General features: G+C 49.8%; 15 protein-coding genes. 6 read left to right on the forward strand and 9 right to left on the reverse strand.

The features are described from left to right. Positions 1-15 precede the first annotated feature (15 nt). From V7P87_RS00250 to V7P87_RS00260, 3 genes are read right to left on the reverse strand one after another with little or no spacing between them, the layout of a single operon-like run. Positions 16-693: a response regulator transcription factor gene (locus V7P87_RS00250; RefSeq protein WP_333795639.1), complete on the reverse strand. Its 678-nt coding sequence runs from the start codon at positions 691-693 to the stop codon at positions 16-18. Beyond that, complete coding sequence (locus tag V7P87_RS00255) at positions 690-2,006, reverse strand: sensor histidine kinase (protein WP_333795640.1); 1,317 nt, start codon at positions 2,004-2,006, stop codon at positions 690-692. Before V7P87_RS00255 ends, V7P87_RS00250 begins: the two co-directional genes overlap by 4 nt. Positions 2,007-2,022: 16 nt before the next feature. Continuing rightward, a complete protein-coding gene (locus tag V7P87_RS00260; protein WP_333795641.1) occupies positions 2,023-3,504 on the reverse strand; it encodes a TrkH family potassium uptake protein in 1,482 nt (493 codons plus the stop codon). A 229-nt stretch (positions 3,505-3,733) separates the two neighbouring features. Between V7P87_RS00260 and V7P87_RS00265 the strand changes: the two genes are divergently transcribed. Further along, positions 3,734-5,209, forward strand: coding sequence for a SulP family inorganic anion transporter (locus V7P87_RS00265; protein ID WP_333795642.1), 1,476 nt, complete (start codon positions 3,734-3,736; stop codon positions 5,207-5,209). Between the two features lie 129 nt (positions 5,210-5,338). Here the strand turns inward: V7P87_RS00265 and V7P87_RS00270 are convergent, their stop codons facing one another. Then, positions 5,339-5,668, reverse strand: a complete 330-nt coding sequence (locus V7P87_RS00270; RefSeq protein WP_333795643.1) for a DUF4870 domain-containing protein — start codon at positions 5,666-5,668, stop codon at positions 5,339-5,341. 261 nt (positions 5,669-5,929) lie between these two features. On the opposite strand from V7P87_RS00270, the gene V7P87_RS00275 reads away from it, so the two are divergent. Next, positions 5,930-6,709 (forward strand): substrate-binding periplasmic protein, encoded by a 780-nt coding sequence (locus V7P87_RS00275; RefSeq protein WP_333795644.1) that lies wholly within the window; start codon positions 5,930-5,932, stop codon positions 6,707-6,709. Between the two features lie 38 nt (positions 6,710-6,747). Here the strand turns inward: V7P87_RS00275 and lptG are convergent, their stop codons facing one another. Both lptG and lptF read right to left on the reverse strand, forming a co-directional pair. Next, positions 6,748-7,809 carry an LPS export ABC transporter permease LptG gene (gene lptG, locus V7P87_RS00280; RefSeq protein ID WP_333795645.1) on the reverse strand — a complete coding sequence of 354 codons (1,062 nt, stop codon included), beginning with the start codon at positions 7,807-7,809 and terminating at the stop codon, positions 6,748-6,750. Beyond that, positions 7,802-8,914, reverse strand: coding sequence for an LPS export ABC transporter permease LptF (gene lptF / locus V7P87_RS00285; RefSeq protein WP_333795646.1), 1,113 nt, complete (start codon positions 8,912-8,914; stop codon positions 7,802-7,804). Before lptF ends, lptG begins: the two co-directional genes overlap by 8 nt. A gap of 186 nt (positions 8,915-9,100) precedes the next feature. Here lptF and pepA point away from each other — a divergent pair, with 186 nt between their 5' ends. From pepA to V7P87_RS00300, 3 genes are all read left to right on the forward strand, one after another. Beyond that, positions 9,101-10,609, forward strand: a complete 1,509-nt coding sequence (gene pepA / locus V7P87_RS00290) for a leucyl aminopeptidase (RefSeq protein ID WP_333795647.1) — start codon at positions 9,101-9,103, stop codon at positions 10,607-10,609. Positions 10,610-10,719: 110 nt separating this feature from the next. Continuing rightward, a complete protein-coding gene (locus V7P87_RS00295; RefSeq protein ID WP_333795648.1) occupies positions 10,720-11,199 on the forward strand; it encodes a DNA polymerase III subunit chi in 480 nt (159 codons plus the stop codon). Positions 11,200-11,212: 13 nt separating this feature from the next. Then, entirely contained in the window at positions 11,213-14,077 is a 2,865-nt protein-coding gene (locus tag V7P87_RS00300; protein WP_333795649.1) for a valine--tRNA ligase, read from the forward strand. A gap of 90 nt (positions 14,078-14,167) precedes the next feature. On the opposite strand, the gene V7P87_RS00305 is transcribed toward V7P87_RS00300, so the two are convergent. The 3 genes from V7P87_RS00305 to tyrS form a co-directional block, all read right to left on the reverse strand. Then, positions 14,168-14,380 carry an Arc family DNA-binding protein gene (locus V7P87_RS00305; protein WP_333795650.1) on the reverse strand — a complete coding sequence of 71 codons (213 nt, stop codon included), beginning with the start codon at positions 14,378-14,380 and terminating at the stop codon, positions 14,168-14,170. A 62-nt stretch (positions 14,381-14,442) separates the two neighbouring features. After that, a complete protein-coding gene (locus V7P87_RS00310) occupies positions 14,443-15,297 on the reverse strand; it encodes an SPFH domain-containing protein (RefSeq protein WP_333795651.1) in 855 nt (284 codons plus the stop codon). Between the two features lie 182 nt (positions 15,298-15,479). Continuing rightward, positions 15,480-16,682: a tyrosine--tRNA ligase gene (tyrS, locus tag V7P87_RS00315; RefSeq protein ID WP_296300335.1), complete on the reverse strand. Its 1,203-nt coding sequence runs from the start codon at positions 16,680-16,682 to the stop codon at positions 15,480-15,482. A gap of 218 nt (positions 16,683-16,900) precedes the next feature. Here tyrS and V7P87_RS00320 point away from each other — a divergent pair, with 218 nt between their 5' ends. After that, the gene (locus tag V7P87_RS00320) at positions 16,901-18,148 is read left to right on the forward strand and encodes a peptidoglycan DD-metalloendopeptidase family protein (RefSeq protein ID WP_333795652.1); all 1,248 of its coding nucleotides are present in this window, start codon (positions 16,901-16,903) and stop codon (positions 18,146-18,148) included. Positions 18,149-18,162: the final 14 nt, after the last annotated feature.

Below are 18,162 nucleotides of genomic sequence, written 5' to 3' on the forward strand. Positions count from 1 at the left end.
AAAAGTGCCGGCAGCTTACAGACACAATCTGTAACCCACCCCGGCTTCGGTAGTTAAATAACGCGGTGCTGCCGGATTGTCTTCCAGCTTCTGCCGCAGCTGTGCCATATGCACCCGCACATATTCAGGCCGGCCCTGATATGCCTCGCCCCACACCTGTTGCAAAATCTGATTATGGGTTTGCACCACTCCGGCATGGCGCAGCAGGCATAACAACAGTTCATATTCGGTTTTGGTCAGATGTACCCGCTCGCCGGCTTTAGTCACAGTATGTTGCACCGGATCCAGCTCTACAGTGCCAAATTGCCATTGCCGCACTGTGCCCTGACGCGGCCTGAGCGCACTGCGCATCCGCGCCAGCAGCTCACCGGCACTAAAAGGTTTGGTGACATAATCATTGGCCCCCAAATCCAGTGCCTGCACCTTATCCTGCTCTTTACCACGGGCCGAAATAATAATGACCGGAATAGCCGACCATAACCGCAACTGCGTTAACAACTGCAGGCCGTCCAGATCCGGTAATCCCAGATCCAGCAGCAACAGGGCATAATCCTGCTGTGCCAACAATTGCAGTCCTTGTTGGCCTGAGGCACAGATGTCTGGCAAATACCCCTGACTGGCCAATAAAGTCGCTAAAAAACTCTGCATGCCGGCGTCATCTTCCAGCAGCAACACCCGGATTTTCTGGCTCATAACGGCCACTCCAGCACAGCAACGGCCTTAGTCGGTTCAAGCGAAAAACTAAAACGGCCCTGATGCAAAGCGGCCACAGTTTCACAAATCCGAATGCCAAGGCCATGACCGGCGTCAGCAGCATTCACGCTGGCTGTGCCAGGTGGCGGCAGCTGGTTGTGAAGCTCCAGCCTTTGCCACTGCGCCTGCTCCAGCAAAGTGGTGTCACAACAAAGTTCAATAATGCCAGCGCCATATCTCAGGGCATTTTCCAATAAATTGGCCAGGGCAATTTCCAGTAAATCTGCATCGCCACAAAGTTCAAGCGCCGGTGGGCACTGTAATCTGGCGGCTATCTCTGCGGCAAATTCACTGCGTCTGGCCAAAGCGCCGGCAATTAAATCGTCGGAACTAAAATGACTGTATTGCAATTGCACATCGGCCAGCTGTGCTTTGGACAGCTCCAGCACTTTTTCAAAATGTTGTTGCAGCAGTTTGCTATGGCGGTAAATATTCAGTGCTTGTTGCTGGCGCTGCACGTCCGATAAGGTCAGGCTGGTGTCGGCTAGCATGCTCGAAGCGCCCATAATAATGGCCAGCGGCGTGCGTAAATCGTGGGATAACGACCTTAATAACATGGCGCGTTGTTGCTCCGACTCAACCCTGAGCAGATTTTTATTGGCTTCATACTGCAGCTCCAGTGCAGCATGGCTCTGGCTTAACAATGACTGCGCCGCATGCAGCAGATTATGGTTCGGCAACAACAGCGCTTGTGGCAACACCAGCCAGCCGGCAGGCTGCGGTTTGCCCAGTGGCAGCTGGCAAAAACCGGCTTGTGCTGCAGGAGCCACAGCGCTGGCATAGAGCCTGACCGGCGCGCGCAGGCGACGTGACAATAATTTTTGCGCAAACGCACATTGGCCTGGCCAGTCACTGCGACCGGTTAAACCTTTCGCCAGCATATACATGCCCCGTAGCTGCGACATCAGATTGCGGGTCTTTTGCAGTTGCCGGTTAATACGATCAGACAAATAACTGATAAAAATACCCAGACTTGCCATCACCACAAAACTAATCAGATTGCGGGTGTCGTGGACATGCAAAGTGTAATAAGGCGGCACAAAACACCAGTTCAGCGCCAGCACCGACACTAAAGTGCTGGTGATAGCCAGAGTTTTGCCATAACGCTGCGCCATCCAGCTGATCCAGACCAGTTGCAGCATGGCCACATCGGTTGGGCTGATATGCTGGCGTAGTGGGATCAACAACACAGTAAAGAGCACAGGCCAGACAATGGCATGAAACCAGCCCCAGAGTTTTTTGTCAGGCCGCATCCGGTACAGCCGCATCTTAATAACGCCAGTAAGAAGGGGTAAATAATATCAGCAAAGTTAAAATCTCCAGCCGTCCCATCAGCATGCCTAAACTTAACCACCATTTGGCCCCGTCCGGCAAGCTGGAAAAATTACCGGCAGGCCCAATAATATTGCCAAGGCCTGGGCCAACATTGGCAACTGCAGTGGCGGCACCTGTCACGGCTGTCACTAAATCCAGCTGATAAAACGACAAGGCCATGGCAATAAAAGCAATAGTGGCAAAATAAATAAAACAAAAAGCCAGCACAGTACCCAACAGCTGGTCGTCAACTTTTTTGCCGCCATAACGCTGATCCCAGACTGCTCTTGGATGAATGAGCAACTTCATTTGTTTCACCAGCAACATAGCCGCCAGCTGTATCCGGAATATTTTTAAGCCACCCGAAGTAGAACCAGAGCAGGCACCGGCAAAGGTCAGATAAAAAAACAGCATCACCGCCAGATTGCCCCACAGCGTATAGTCTTCTGAGGCATAACCACAAGTAGTGATAATAGACACAACATTAAACAAACTATGGGTAAGCGCATCAAACCAGGGCCGGTTTTGTTGTTGTACCTGATAAAAAGTCAGCGTCAGTGCCGCCACCAGCACTATGGCCATAAAAGCCCGCACCTGAGGGTCACGCCACAACGCCAGCCGGTTGCCTTTGACCACACTGACAAAAAGTACAAAAGGCATAGCCGCCGCCATCATAAAAAAGCTGCTGAGCCAGAAAATCAGCGGTGTGTCTTTAAATTGGCCAAAAGAAGCGTCGTAATTGGCAAAACCACCTGTTGCTACTGTGGTCATGCCATGGCTAATGGCATCAAAACCTGTCATACCGGCCAGATAATAACTGAGCATGGTCAGTGCACTCAGCACCAGATACACCATGCCAATAGCGGCCGACATCGACGAGCTGCGCGGCAGAATTTTTTCTGAAGTGTCTGAGCTTTCAGTTTTAAATAACCGCATACCACCGATTTTTAATGCAGGTAAAATGGCAATGGCCATCACAATAATACCAATGCCGCCTATCCAGTTCAGCAAAGCGCGCCAGAACAACAAGCCTTTGGGCATCTGATCCAGACCGGATAACACAGTAGAGCCTGTGGTCGTTACCGCAGAAACGGCTTCAAACCAGGCGTCGGTAAAACTGCAATCCGGTACTATCCACCAGATGGGCAGAGCAGCAAAAAAACACATCATCAGCCAGCTTAAGGTGGTCAGTAAAAACAGCTGCCGGCTTTTTAAATCACTGGCCCCCCGGCCAAGATAAATCAGCGTATAACCCACCACTGCGCCCAGCACTGCACAGGTTAAAAACACCCAGAAGATACTCTCGTGGTAATAAATCGCCACCAGCATGCCAAGCAGCTGCACCAGCGACAGCAGCAACAATAAATAACCCAGCACCCGGTACATTAAATACCGGCCAGGCACCAACAACACACGGGACATCACAGCAGTCGTCATCACAACACACCAGAACAGCAGATAACTGCGATTTTATAAGTTGTGGCAAAGCCGCATTATAAAGATTGTATAAAGATTAAAGTTCAGGCTGATTGCTCCTCATTCGCCCGCTACAGCTCAGTCTGTTAGAATGCCGGCTTTTTTTCTCCCGGTTTGGCTTTAGACCCACTGCAGTTTTAGGCTGCGACAACTTTAAAAACGGCAAACTTATGTTTAAAAAGGAAAATTCATGTTTCAACAACTGAAGCAACAGTGGTTCAGCAATACCCGTGCTGATATTTTATGCGGCATTCTGGTGGCGCTGGCGCTGATCCCGGAAGCCATCGCGTTTTCAATTATTGCCGGTGTTGACCCCAAAGTGGGTTTATACGCTTCTTTTGCCATTGCGGTGATTTGTGCTTTTGCCGGTGGCCGGCCGGCGATGATTTCCGCTGCAACCGGTGCTATGGCGCTGTTGATGGTGACCTTAGTCAAGGAACATGGCCTGCAATATTTATTGGCTGCTACCCTGCTGTGCGGCGTTATTCAGATCATTTTTGGTTTATGTAAACTCGGTGAGCTGATGCGTTTTGTGTCGCGCTCAGTGGTGACAGGTTTTGTGAATGCGCTGGCGATCCTGATTTTTATGGCACAGTTGCCAGAGTTGATAGGCCATGGTTGGCAGGTCTATGCCATGACCGCAGCTGGCCTTGGCATTATTTATTTGTTTCCTTATCTGAATAAGAGTATTCCATCTCCTCTGGTCGCCATTCTGCTGTTAACGGCCATCACTTTGTATTTCCAGATTGATGTGCGAAACGTTGCCGATATGGGTGCCTTGCCTGACAGCCTGCCGGTATTCTTATGGCCCGAGGTGCCACTGAACTGGCAGACTTTGGACATAATCTTTCCTTATTCATTAGGCCTGGCCGTGGTGGGTTTATTAGAGTCGCTGATGACGGCCACTATTGTGGATGACATGACCGAAACCGACAGCAATAAAAACCGCGAATGTGTGGGTCAGGGTATTGCCAATATTGGCTCTGGCCTGATTGGTGGTATGGCAGGTTGCGCCATGATTGGCCAGTCGGTGATCAACGTGCGATCCGGTGGCCGTACCCGTTTATCAACTTTGGTTGCCGGTATTCTTATTCTGATTTTTGCCGTCTATTTGGGCCCCTGGGTTGGCCTTATTCCAATGGCCGCTTTGGTGGCAGTAATGATTATGGTGTCTATCGGTACCTTTAACTGGCAGTCGCTGCGCGACTTAAACCATAACCCAACCAGCTCCAGCGTGGTGATGCTGGCCACTGTGGCTGTAGTGGTATATAGCCATAATCTGGCTTATGGTGTTCTGGTGGGGGTGCTGCTGAGTACCTTATTTTTTGCCAATAAAATTGGCCAGTTACTGGCGGTGCAATCCTCACGCTCAGCAGATGGTAACTGCAGGATTTATCAGGTCACAGGCCAGCTGTTTTTTACCTCGGCAGAGCAATTTGTTGCCAGTTTTGATTACAAAGAACGGCTCAGCAAAGTACAGATTGATCTGACACATGCTCACTTCTGGGATATCACGGCAGTCAGCTCACTGGATAAAGTGGTGCTGAAGTTTCGCAGAAACAATATCGAAGCTGAGGTGATAGGCTTAAATCAGGCCAGCGCTACTTTGGTGGATAAATTTGCCATACATAATAAACCTGAAGCGATAGAGCCTTTGTTGCACTAGCAGGTATTTTTAACGGCAGTCTGATGCCCGGCTCAACATCATTTTTCAGGCGCTGCCAACAAGCAAAAAGGCCAGTTGTGTTTTAACAACCGGCCTTTGTTGTTTTTCGTAAATTGTTGCCTGCTACCCTTATTGCACTAAACGCCAGGTCAGCGGAAAACGATACACCTGGCCTTCACTGGCAGTTTTGGCGGCAATAATATAAAGCACCACAGTTGCCAGCCATAATACCGGCATCAGCGCCACCCCTATCACCGAAATACCCAACAGGATATAAACCAGCAGCACTGTGATGGCAAAATTCAGCCCTTCTTTGGCGGTAGCTTTCACAAATTCATCATCGGATTTAATCAGATACACCAACAAAGGTGCCAAAAAAGCAAAAAAGATCGAGGCCACATGGGTTATCGCCGCCAGGTTTTTACTGTCTTGTCCCGGTTCCTGCACATAAGTTGACATAAAGGTTCCTTGTTTTCTGCCAAGCCTGAACGCTTGATATGAATGCCATCAGCTGGTGTTTGCAGTCATAAGCAAAAGCACCCGCTCAAGGCTACCAACTAAAACATAAGCCAAATCAAACAGCTTTCGCAAGTTGCTTTTAAACAGCAACACCAATGCAACATCAGGCCCTTGCTGCGGTGCCACGCACCAATGAAACAAAGACTACCGTCCCGGCACAGACTCTGGCATATTGCGCACAAATCATCCGGAGTTTGTCAGATGCGGTTGCCTTTGCCTGTATTTTGTTTATTGTTCTGTTGTTTATTCAGTGTGCAAAATCTGCTGGCGTCCCCTCAACAACTGAGTCTGACCTTATATACCGAAGAGTTTCCGCCATACAGTTTTTTACACCAGGGCAAAATTCGCGGCATTAACGCTGACATACTGCAGGAAGCCTGCACTCTGGCACAGTTAAAATGTGACATGGTCAGCCTGCCCTGGCTGCGTGCATTTGAACGCGCCCAACAAGACAGCCAAAGTGGTTTGTTTCCAACAGTCAGAACGCCCAAACGCAGTGCGCTGTTTCAGTGGGTTGGCCCTATCGCCTCCGCCAAAGCTTATTTATACCGGCTAAAAAGCCGGCCACAGATTTCCCCCCAAAATCTTAATGAGGCAAAAAACTTTGGCATCGCAGTGGCCAGGGGGGATGTTTATGAAGAGTATCTGACGGAACAAGGTTTTAAACGTGGTGTGAACCTTTTGGACTTTGCCACCAAATCAGAACCTATTCCGCTGTTTTTACAGGGAAAAGTAGACCTGATTATCGGCTCGGAGCTGGTATTGCCAGACTGGCTGGCCAAATATGGCAAAGATCTGCGTCTGGTGGAGCCGGTACTGGACATTTCAGCTATAGGCAATAACTTCCTGGCGCTGAATAAAGCGGTATCACCGGGGCTTGCCCACCGTCTGCAGCAAGCCATTAATGAGCTCAAACACAATGGCCGTTTTGATGCAATTATCCGCCAGTACAATCAACACCCGGGCCAGTTTCAGCACTAAATCCATCACAGGAAAATACCCGCATCAGGCTGTGGCTGTTATTTTTTCTGCATCAGATACACAGAAACCGCAATAAAAATGCCGCTGGGCAACACAGCGCCAAGCACAGGCGGTAACTGATACACCAGCGCTATAGGGCCAAACACTTCATTGGCCATATGAAAAGCAAAACCGGTCAGAATACCCATCAGCACCCTTGCTGCCATAGTCACGCTGCGCAGCGGGCCAAAAATAAACGACAACGCCATCAGCATCATTGCCACTATGGTTAAAGGCTGGGTGGCTTTACGCCAGTACGCCAGCTGATAACGGCTGCTGTCCTGCTGATTCGCATCCAGATAATCCAGGTAACTGCTTAAGCCCTGCAAACTCAGAAGTTCAGGTTTAACACTGACCACACCAAGTTTGTCCGGTGTTAAACCCGAGCGCCAGCGCTGCTGCGCCCATTGATGCTGCTCTACTTTGTCATCCCGAAAATTCAACCGGCTGACTTGTTCTAATTGCCAGACACCGGCGACAAACACCGCCGACTTGGCATTAATAATGCCCTGCAGCACTAACTCCGGCGAAAACTGATAAATGGTGACATTTTTCAGACTGCCATCATCAGACACCTGGCGGATATTGACAAAATCGTCACCATCTTTGGCCCAGACCCCTTGCTGCGCTGCAAATAAATTACCGCCGGAAATGGCTTTGGTTTTCAGCTCTCTGGCAAACTTTTCCGAAGCAGGCGCCAGCCACTCCCCTACCGCCATCACCAGCACCATCATCAATAACGCGGTTTTCATCACAGAGCCGATAATATTCAGCCTGGACATGCCGGAGGCCTGCATCACCACCAGCTCGCTGTTGCTGGCCAGCATACCCAGGCCAATCAAAGCGCCAATTAATGCCGCCATCGGGAAAAACAACACCATATCCCCTGGCACACTAAATAAACTAAATATCGCAGCAGTCAGCGCTGTGTAATCACCGCGATCCACTTTAAGCTGATCGATAAAACGGAACATGCCGGATAAAATCAGCAACACAGACAAAGACAAAGCCGAAGTGGTCAGAATACTGCGACCAATGTAAATATCGACAATCTTAAGCATGTTCACCCCGGCCAAAAATTCTGGCTTTGAGCCGCTGCGCCCCGGCCCGGTTTTGCAGCAACAACAGCACCACCAACGTCAGCATCAGGCCATGGATCCACCAAAGGCCCGCCAGCTGAGGTAACTTTTCTTTTTGCAGCAAATTGGTACTGACAATCAGCAGCATGTAATACAGCAAAAACAACGACAAAGCCGGCAACAAACGGCCAAACTTGCCCTGACGTGGGTTCACTTTACTGAGCGGCACCGCCAGCAACATTAAAATGGGAATAGACAGCGGAATGGCCAGCCGCCAGTGCAGCTCAGCCACAGCCTCGGGGTTATCGCGCTGCTGATATAAATCCATGGTGGGTAAACTTTTTAATTTACGCCGGCGCTGCTCGACCTGCTGCTCGCGGATTTGCAAATCATAACGGCCAAACTCCAGCACATCATATTGTGGTGCATCCACGGCGCCGGCATACCTGCGGCCATTGCTCAGCACCAGTCGCTGCGCCCCGGTATTATCCTCCAGCACTGTGCCGGTCTGGGCATAGACCACCGAATGCTGACCACCGTCTTCAGTGGCTTGTTGCGCCAGAAACACTTTGGACAGGCTGTGGCCGTCACGGCTGATATCCTGGACAAACACCACGGCTTTTTCATTGGACGTTTGCTGAAAACGCCCGGGGATCAGCGTGGATAAACCGGGATCGGACGACACTTTCTCCAGCAGCTGATATTCACGCTCCGCCGCCCAGGGACTTAAATACAAAGTTAAACCTCCGGCCAGCAAGGCAATGAATAAAGACAACACCAGTGTCATACGCCCCACCAGCCATTCGCTGACCCCGGTGGCATGTAACACTGTCATTTCACTTTCTGCGTAAATCCGGCCGTAAGCGATTAAAACTCCCAAAAATGCCGCCAAAGGTAAAATAAGAATGGCCATCTGCGGCAGTTTTAATGCCACCAAAGTGAGCACCAGTGAAGCAGGCAGCTCGCCCTCTGAGGCGTCTGCTAAGGTTTTGACAAAGCGCTGGCTTAAGATAATAGTGATTAAAATCAGAAACACAGCCAGCTGAGATTTAAATACTTCGCCAATCAAATAACGAAAAACAATCAAAATGCCCCCCAAAAACCAGTCTTTTTGCTGGCACCCTGGCAATTTTTAAGTAAACTGGATATTTATAGCAATTATTATCGACTAAAGTCCGGTGAAATCCGAGCTTTTTTATCAGCGCCAGCACCTCTTTTACTGGCCTAAAGCGCGGTGTTACCCCAGCATAGTCCATCAGAATCAGGAGTTGACATGGAGTTCAGCGTTAAAAGCGGAAGTCCGGAGAAACAACGCAGTGCTTGTATTGTTGTCGGCGTGTATGAACCACGCCGGTTGTCTGCGGTGGCCGAACAATTAGATAAAATCAGCGAAGGTTATATCAGTAACCTGCTGCGCCGGGGTGATCTGGAAGGCAAACCAGGCCAGATGTTGCTGTTGCATCATGTGCCTAACGTACTGAGCGAAAGGGTGTTATTGGTCGGTTGTGGCAAAGAACGCGAGCTGGATGAACGCCAGTACCGCCAGATCATTGCCAAAACCATCAGTACTCTGAATGAAACCGGCTCGATGGAAGCTGTGTGCTTTTTATCCGAGTTGCATGTCAAAGGCCGCGATACCTACTGGAAAGTACGCCACGCTGTGGAAACCACCCAGGATTGCCTGTACACCTTTGATAAACTCAAAAGCAAAAAAGACGAAACCCGTCGTCCGCTGCGCAAAATTGTGTTTAACGTGCCAACCCGCCGTGACCTCACCATAGGTGAAAAAGCCGTTGAACATGGCCTGGCCATTGCGGCCGGCATTAAACAATGTAAAGACGTTGGCAATATGCCACCGAATATCTGTACTCCGGCCTGGCTGGCTGAACAGGCGCAGGGTCTGGCCACTATCAGCGACAAACTCAGCATTGAAGTGCTGGGCGTGCCGGAAATGACAGCGCTGGGGATGCATTCTTATTTAGCTGTAGCCCGCGGTTCTGACAACGAAGCGAAAATGGCGGTGATTAAATATCAGGGTGCCATGGACAACAGCGCCCCTGTGGTGCTGGTGGGCAAAGGTTTAACTTTTGATACCGGTGGTATCAGCATTAAACCCAGTGACGCCATGGACGAAATGAAATACGACATGTGTGGCGCCGCTTCTGTGCTGGGTACCATGAACGCCGTGGCATCTTTGGGTTTACCGCTGAATGTGATTGGTGTATTGGCCGCAGCTGAGAACATGCCTGATGGCAAAGCTTATCGCCCCGGTGATGTATTAACCACTATGTCAGGCCAAACGGTGGAAGTGTTAAACACAGATGCCGAAGGCCGTTTAGTGCTTTGTGATGCGCTCACTTATGTGGAGCGTTTTGACCCGGATGTGGTGATAGACGTGGCCACTTTAACCGGTGCCTGTGTGATTGCGCTGGGTAAACATGCCACTGGCCTTTTGAGTAACCACAATCCGCTGGCGCATGAAATTCTCAATGCATCAGAGCAAAGTGGCGACCGCGCCTGGCGTTTACCATTGTGGGATGATTACCACGACCAGTTAGAAAGTCCTTTTGCCGACTTTAGTAACTTAGGTGGCCGCGCCGCCGGTACTATTACCGCCGCTTGTTTTTTGTCAAAATTCACCCGCAAATATAACTGGGCGCATTTAGACATTGCCGGCACTGCCTGGCGCAGCGGCGGCAAAGACAAAGGTGCCACAGGTCGCCCTGTGGCCATGTTGATGCAGTTTTTAATTAACCGTGCCGGCCATCATCCGGAAAGTTAAGCGAACTTCTCTGCAGTTATTTTGCGCAGCAACTGGCCCGGGAACCCTGGCCAGTTTTGTTTTTAGCCCCTGCAGCCTTTGGGCTGCCACAGCACAACAGAAGGCCACTGATGCAAGTTCAGTTTTATTTGCCCAAAGCAGCTGACCCCAGCGAAGCGTCGGCTGATCGCAGCGAAGCGCAGGGTGATAGCAGCGAAGCAAAGGGGAATAATCAGCTGCTGCTGGCCTGCCAGCTCTGTGCTGCTATGTACCGGCAAAATCTGAAAGTCTTTGTGTACTGCGCAAATCAGCAAGACGCTGAACAGGTCGATGAGGTATTATGGCAGTTTGATGCGCACAGTTTTGTACCGCATAACCTGGTGGGCGAAGGCCCTGCCCGCGGCGCGCCGGTTGAAATCAGCTGGCTGCCCCCCAAAAATAACCGTCAGGTATTAATTAATTTAACCGCTGCTGTACCGGCATTTGCCAACAGGTTCAGTCAGATCATCGAATTTGTGCCAACGGCTGAGTCTGACAAAGACATAGCCCGGCAAAAGTATAAACATTATCGCCAGCTTGGTGTGACACCCCAAACCGTGCAGGCCAGCTGAAACAGGTAGAAACATGGAAACGAAATTTAACCCAAGTCAAATCGAACAGGCGATGTATCAAGCCTGGGAAACCAAAGGCTACTTTAAACCTTCAGGTGACAATTCCAACGGCGCTTATTGCATTATGATCCCGCCGCCAAATGTCACGGGTAGCCTGCACATGGGTCACGCTTTCCAGCAAACCATTATGGATGCGCTTACCCGTTATCAGCGTATGCAAGGTAAAAACACTTTATGGCAAGTGGGCACAGACCACGCCGGTATCGCCACTCAGATGGTGGTGGAGCGTAAACTGGCCGCCGAAGGCAAACCAGACCGCCATGCGATGGGCCGTGACGCTTTTATCGAAAAAGTCTGGGAATGGAAAGCCGAATCCGGTGGCACCATTACTGAACAAATGCGTCGCCTCGGCAACTCGGTAGACTGGGACAAAGAACGTTTTACCATGGACGATGGCCTGTCTAACGCAGTGCAGGAAGTTTTTGTACGTTTGTATCAGGACGACCTAATTTACCGTGGCAAACGCCTGGTGAACTGGGATCCAAAACTGCACACTGCTATTTCTGATTTAGAAGTAGAAAACAAAGAACAAAAAGGCCATTTCTGGCATTTACGTTACCCGCTGGCCGATGGTGTAGTCACTGCCGATGGCAAAAACTATCTGGTCGTTGCCACCACCCGTCCTGAAACCATGCTGGGTGATACCGCAGTAGCGGTGAATCCGGACGACGAGCGCTACCAGTCGCTCATTGGCAAAGAAATTCTGCTGCCTCTTGTCAATCGCCGTATTCCTATTATTGCCGACGAGCATGCTGACAAAGAAAAAGGCTCAGGCTGTGTCAAAATCACCCCTGCGCATGACTTTAACGACTACGAAGTGGGTAAACGCCATCAGTTGCCGATGCTCAACGTGATGACCAAAGACGCCACTATCCGTTCTGCGGGCGAATGTTTTAGCAGCAATGGCGAAGAAAACCCGAATATGGCAGCGCCAATTCCGGCAGAGCTGGCCGGTTTAGACCGTTATGCCGCCCGTAAAGCTATAGTGGCCGCTTTTGATGCCGCTGGTTTACTGGATAAAATTGAAGATTTAACCAACACTCTGCCGTACGGCGACCGCTCTGGTGTGGTGATTGAGCCTATGCTGACCGACCAGTGGTATGTGCGTGTTGCGCCACTTGCCAAAACGGCGATTGAAGCTGTGGAAAACGGCGATATTCAGTTTGTGCCAAAACAATACGAAAACATGTACTACAGCTGGATGCGCGATATTCAGGACTGGTGTATTTCACGCCAATTGTGGTGGGGTCACCGTATTCCGGCCTGGTACGACATTGACGGCAAAGTGTATGTTGGCCGTGATGAAGCCGAAGTGCGTGCCAAACACGGTTTAACACCTGATGTGGCACTGCGTCAGGACAACGACGTGTTGGACACCTGGTTTAGCTCAGCGCTCTGGACTTTCTCAACCCTGGGCTGGCCGGAACAAACTGAAGAGTTAAAAACCTTCCACCCAACAGATGTGCTGGTGACAGGTTTTGACATTATTTTCTTCTGGGTTGCCCGGATGATTATGATGACGATGCATTTTGTTAAAGATGAAAACGGCAAACCTCAGGTGCCCTTTAAGACGGTTTACGTGACAGGCCTTATCCGTGATGAAAACGGCGACAAAATGTCAAAATCCAAAGGCAACGTGATTGACCCGCTGGATATGATTGACGGTATCAGCCTGGAAGACTTACTGGCAAAACGCACCAGCAATATGATGCAGCCGCAGCTGGCGGAAAAAATTGCCAACCAGACGAAAAAACAATTCCCTGAAGGGATTGATGCCTGTGGTACCGACGCTTTACGTTTTACCTTAGCGGCACTGGCCTCTACCGGTCGTGATATCAACTGGGATATGAAACGCCTTGACGGGTACCGCAACTTCTGTAACAAGCTGTGGAACGCCAGCCGTTATGTCACCATGATGACGGAAGGCAAAGATGTAGGTCTGCAAGGCGGCGAGCTAAAACTGTCGTTAGCCGACCAGTGGATCTTAAGCCAGTACCAACAAACCGTCGCGCAGTTCCGTCAGTATCTGGACAGCTATCGTTTTGATATGGCCGCCAATACGCTGTATGAATTTACCTGGAACCAGTTCTGTGACTGGTATTTAGAGCTGACCAAACCTGTCCTCTTTAAAGGTGACGAAGCGCAGCAACGTGGCACCCGCCATACCCTGCTGACAGTGCTGGAGTCGTTATTGCGTTTAATGCACCCTATTATGCCTTTTATCACTGAAGAGATTTGGCAGCGGGTTGCTCCGATGATCCGCACCGATCTGAAGGCAGGCGACAGCATTATGCTGCAGGCTTATCCAGAAGTGGACCAGACGCTTGTTAATGACAACGCAGCAGCCGATATTGAATGGGTGAAAAACTTTATTGTGGCCATCCGTAATATCCGCGGTGAAATGGACATTCCGCCAACCAAACCATTGCCGGTGCTGCTGCGCAACTTATCCGTTGACGACAGCCGTCGTCTTGAGCACAACCAGGCACTGCTGTTAAATCTGGCCAAGCTCGACAGCATCACAGTGCTGACTGCCAATGACACTGCCCCTGCTTCTGCCGCGCAGCTTCTGGGCGCCATGGATATTCTGATCCCTATGGCCGGTCTGATTGACAAAGCAGCAGAACTGGCCCGTATTGCTAAACAGCTGGAAAAAATGCAGCAGGAAGCAGCCCGGGTTGCCGGCAAACTGGCCAACGAAGGTTTTGTCGCCAAAGCGCCGGAAGCAGTGCTGGCCAAAGAACGCGAAAAACTGGCGGAAGCGCAAGCGGCTATTACGAAATTACAGGCACAACAAGCGGAAATTGCTGCGCTGTAATTTAGCAGAAAAGGCCAGACATACAAAAGGCGACCTTCCGGTCGCCTTTGTTTTTTTAAGCTACATGCCGCATCAGCCTTGGCCGGCAGCTCAGGTGTCAGGCTCTGACTCAGCAGCGCCTGACACAGCACTTTGTTCACCCTGAAATGATGCAGCGGCTTTTAACCGGCCTGATTGTAATAACGCCTGATGCAGCAAATATTCAATCTGGCCGTTCACACTGCGAAATTCGGCATCAGCCCAGCTTTGCAGCTGCGCCAGCACCTGCTCGTCAATGCGAAGCGCAAAGGCTTTTTTTGCCATCAGACAACCTCATTACACAAAACGCGTGCCGGATAGCGGCAACGCGTTTTATCTTGTTGTATTTAATATAAAGTTCCGGTGTTTACCACAGGGGTTACACTGTGATCACCACAAAGCACCACCAGCAAATTGCTGACCATGGCCGCTTTGCGCTCTTCATCCAGTGTCACCACATCTTTTTCCGCCAGCCGGTTCAGCGCCATTTCCACCATACCCACTGCCCCTTCAACAATTTGCTGGCGCGCCATCACCACAGCACGGGCTTGCTGGCGCTGCAACATGGCACTGGCAATTTCCTGGGCATAGGCCAGATGGCTGATGCGGGCTTCAATCACTGTGACACCAGCTTTTTGCAGCCTGTTCTGAATTTCAGTGCGTAATAAGTCGGTAATTTCATCACCACTGCTGCGCAGGCTGATATCGCTGGCCTGCTCAGCTTCATAAGGATAACTGGACGCCAGATACCGGATAGCCGCTTCACTCTGAATAGTGACAAAGTTTTCGTAATCTTCCACTTCAAACACAGCCTCTGCGCTGTCGACCACTTTCCATACCACAACTGCAGCAATATCCACCGGATTACCGGCATGGTCGTTCACTTTTAATTTGCTGCTTTCAAAGTTACGCACCCGTAAGCTGACTTTTTGTTTGCTGAAAAACGGGTTGGCCCAGCGCAAACCATTGGTAAAGTCAGTGCCAACATAACGACCAAACAGCTGCAGTACAGCCGACTGATTCGGCTGCACCATATAAAAACCAAACCAACAAATGGCAGTAGCCAGCACCCAAAGCAAGGCGATGATTTTCATCGCGCCGGGCAACACCACTAAAGCAGCCACAGACGCAATTTGTGACAACAACAACAGCGCTAACATGGTAAAACCCGACGAACTACGGGCAGGCATTTCTTTATGCATAATTCACCTCAATGTGATATTAAATTGATATCACATTAGATCGAACCTGGTTAAAATGCAAGCAAGCTGTTTATTTTTCCCACATCTTAAAAACAAAAAACCGCCAACAGGCGGTTTTTTACAGCAGCAGCGGATGATACCGGCGTGACTTTAAACAAGTCTCACTTTAGGCCATTGTCATTTTAAACCAGCGTCACTTTGGCAAACTTACGTTTACCCACCTGGAAAATGGTGCTGGAGCCTTTGGCAAATTCCAGTTTGGCATCTTCCACTTTAGTGTCGCCGTTCAGTTTGACTGCTCCCTGTTTAATCATCCGCATTGCTTCTGAGGTGCTTTCGACTAAACCGGCTTCTTTTAATAACTGCGGAATCGCAATCACAGCAGTTTCAAGAGTTAAGGTCAGCTCAGGAATATCATCCGGCAAAGCGTTTTTGGAAAAACGCTGGGTAAAGTCGGCGTGCGCCGCTTCGGCTGCTGCTTCGTCGTGGAAACGGGCGATAATTTCTTTCGCCAGCTCAATTTTAATATCCCGTGGGTTGCGGCCTTCGGCTGCTTGTTGTTTCAGCGCGGCAATATCTTCCAGTGGGCGGAAACTCAGCAGATCGTAATAACGCCACATCAGATCGTCGGTGATGGACATCATTTTGCCAAACATTTCAGTAGGGCTGTCGGTAATGCCGATATAATTGCCCAGTGATTTTGACATTTTCTGCACACCGTCCAGACCTTCCAGCAAAGGCACCATAATGACGGTTTGTGGACGTTGACCTTCATCTTTTTGCAGTTCACGACCCATCAGCAGGTTAAAACGCTGATCGGTGCCGCCCATTTCAATATCAGCTTCAAGCGCGACTGAATCCCAGCCCTGTACCAGTGGGTATAAAAATTCGTGAATGGCAATAGACTGGTTATTGGCATAACGTTTTTTAAAGTCGTCACGTTCCAGCATCCGGGCTACTGTCTGGCGGGCTGCCAGTTTGATCATGCCAGCGGCACCCAGTTTTTCCATCCATTCGGAGTTAAAAGCAATTCGGGTTTTTGCCGGATCCAGGATCTTAAATACCTGATCCTGGTACGTTTTGGCGTTGGCCAACACGTCTTCGCGCGTCAGCGGTTTACGGGTGACGTTTTTGCCGGTTGGGTCACCAATCATGCCGGTAAAATCACCAATCAGGAAAATAACTTCATGACCCAGCTGCTGGAAAGTGCGTAATTTGTTGATTAAAACTGTGTGCCCAAGGTGTAAATCCGGTGCCGTTGGATCAAAACCAGCCTTTACTTTTAACGGTTTACCTTCCTTTAATTTAGCAATCAGTTCTTCTTCTAATAACACCTCTTCACAACCACGCGTGATCTCGGCGAGGGCTTGTTGCCACTGCGTCATGCGGTACTCCTTCGGATAATTTTTCGCCTGAATTTATAGAACCGCATTCTACTGCAACATTCCCTGCGATTAAACGCACAAAAGTCTTGGATCTTGCAAAAAATCGTTATATGCTCATTTTTTACGTGGTTCTTGTCATAATAATAAGAGATGCGCCTTTCATGTTTTCATCTTTGCCCACAAAACATCGGTTTATTATCGCTGGCTTAGCGACCTTTTTGTCTGTACTGCTGCTGATCCCTTCAGATCCTGCAGAAGCGTCAAAAGACTCAGATAAGAGCAGTCTGGAAATTGGCAAACGTTATAGTTTAGCCGTACCTGTTGTGACAGATTCATTACCTCAGACACAAGCCAACACCCTGCCGCAGGAAGACAACTCGTTGGAGTGGGTTTCTGTGGAAGTGAAAAAGGGCGATGTGTTAGGCGCTGTGTTCCGTAAAGCCAATATTGACGCTGCCACTATGCAGGCCATTCTGGATACCGGCAAAGACGCCAAAACCCTGACCCGTTTATTCCCTGGTGAACAATTAGAATTTGGTTTGGCAAGCGACGGCAGCCTGCAGGAATTACGTTACACCATCAGCAATTTAAAAACTTTGGTGGTGCAACGTACTGCTGAAGGCACTTTTACCGCTAAACAACTGCAAAAAGAAATTGAAGTGCGCACCGAAGTGGTGGCTGGTGTGATCAGCGGCAGCTTCTGGGGCTCGGCGATGAAAGCTGGTTTAACCGAAGCGCAAATTCTTGATTTAGCAAACGTTTTTGGTTACGACATCGACTTCGCCTTAGATATTCATTCAGGTGACACTTTCAGCGTGATGTTTGAACGCAACTATGCTGAAGGCCAATATATTGGTAATGGCGCTATTCTGGCGGCTCAATTCACGAACCAGGGCCAGGTGTATCAGGCAGTGCGCCACACCGACGGTAACTACTACAAAGCAGACGGCGGCGGCATGCGACAGGCGTTTTTACGCGCCCCAGTCAACTTCCGTTATGTCAGCTCTAACTTTAATCCCCGCCGTTTACATCCAGTGTTAGGTAAAATCAAAGCGCACAATGGTGTTGATTATGTCGCGCCAATGGGCACGCCCATTATGGCGGCCGGTGATGGCAAAGTCATTGAATCTGCAATGAAAGGCGCAAACGGTAATTATGTAGTGATCCAGCACGCCAACAATATTCAGACCAAATACCTGCATTTGTCTAAACGTGATGTAAAACGTGGCGAAAAAGTAAAACAAGGCGACATTATCGGTCGTTTAGGTGCTACTGGCCGTGTCACTGGCGCACACTTACATTATGAATTTGTGGTCGGTGGTGTTCACCGTAACCCTCGCACCGTCAAACTGCCGCAGGCCGAACCGCTGCAGGGTGTGGCGCGCGTGAACTTTGCCAACAACGCCAAACAATTGATCGCCCAGTTAAAATCACATGAAAGTGTGGTACTGGCCGCCAATAACTAAGTTTCTTCAACACT

Origin of the sequence: Rheinheimera sp. (assembly GCF_036782235.1) — a bacterium.
GTDB lineage: Bacteria > Pseudomonadota > Gammaproteobacteria > Enterobacterales > Alteromonadaceae > Pararheinheimera.

Bases quoted from the DNA above. Each gene is read 5' to 3' on its own strand.
- V7P87_RS00265 (WP_333795642.1), top strand. From the start codon at position 3,734: ATGTTTCAACAACTGAAGCAACAGTGGTTCAGCAATACCCGTGCTGAT.
- V7P87_RS00260 (WP_333795641.1), bottom strand. From the start codon at position 3,504: ATGACGACTGCTGTGATGTCCCGTGTGTTGTTGGTGCCTGGCCGGTAT.
- V7P87_RS00255 (WP_333795640.1), bottom strand. From the start codon at position 2,006: ATGCGGCCTGACAAAAAACTCTGGGGCTGGTTTCATGCCATTGTCTGG.
- V7P87_RS00270 (WP_333795643.1), bottom strand. From the start codon at position 5,668: ATGTCAACTTATGTGCAGGAACCGGGACAAGACAGTAAAAACCTGGCG.
- tyrS (WP_296300335.1), bottom strand. From the start codon at position 16,682: ATGACGCAGTGGCAACAAGCCCTCGCCGAGATCACGCGTGGTTGTGAA.
- V7P87_RS00310 (WP_333795651.1), bottom strand. From the start codon at position 15,297: ATGCATAAAGAAATGCCTGCCCGTAGTTCGTCGGGTTTTACCATGTTA.
- V7P87_RS00250 (WP_333795639.1), bottom strand. From the start codon at position 693: ATGAGCCAGAAAATCCGGGTGTTGCTGCTGGAAGATGACGCCGGCATG.
- pepA (WP_333795647.1), top strand. From the start codon at position 9,101: ATGGAGTTCAGCGTTAAAAGCGGAAGTCCGGAGAAACAACGCAGTGCT.
- V7P87_RS00275 (WP_333795644.1), top strand. From the start codon at position 5,930: ATGCGGTTGCCTTTGCCTGTATTTTGTTTATTGTTCTGTTGTTTATTC.
- V7P87_RS00300 (WP_333795649.1), top strand. From the start codon at position 11,213: ATGGAAACGAAATTTAACCCAAGTCAAATCGAACAGGCGATGTATCAA.
- V7P87_RS00305 (WP_333795650.1), bottom strand. From the start codon at position 14,380: ATGGCAAAAAAAGCCTTTGCGCTTCGCATTGACGAGCAGGTGCTGGCG.
- lptG (WP_333795645.1), bottom strand. From the start codon at position 7,809: ATGCTTAAGATTGTCGATATTTACATTGGTCGCAGTATTCTGACCACT.
- V7P87_RS00295 (WP_333795648.1), top strand. From the start codon at position 10,720: ATGCAAGTTCAGTTTTATTTGCCCAAAGCAGCTGACCCCAGCGAAGCG.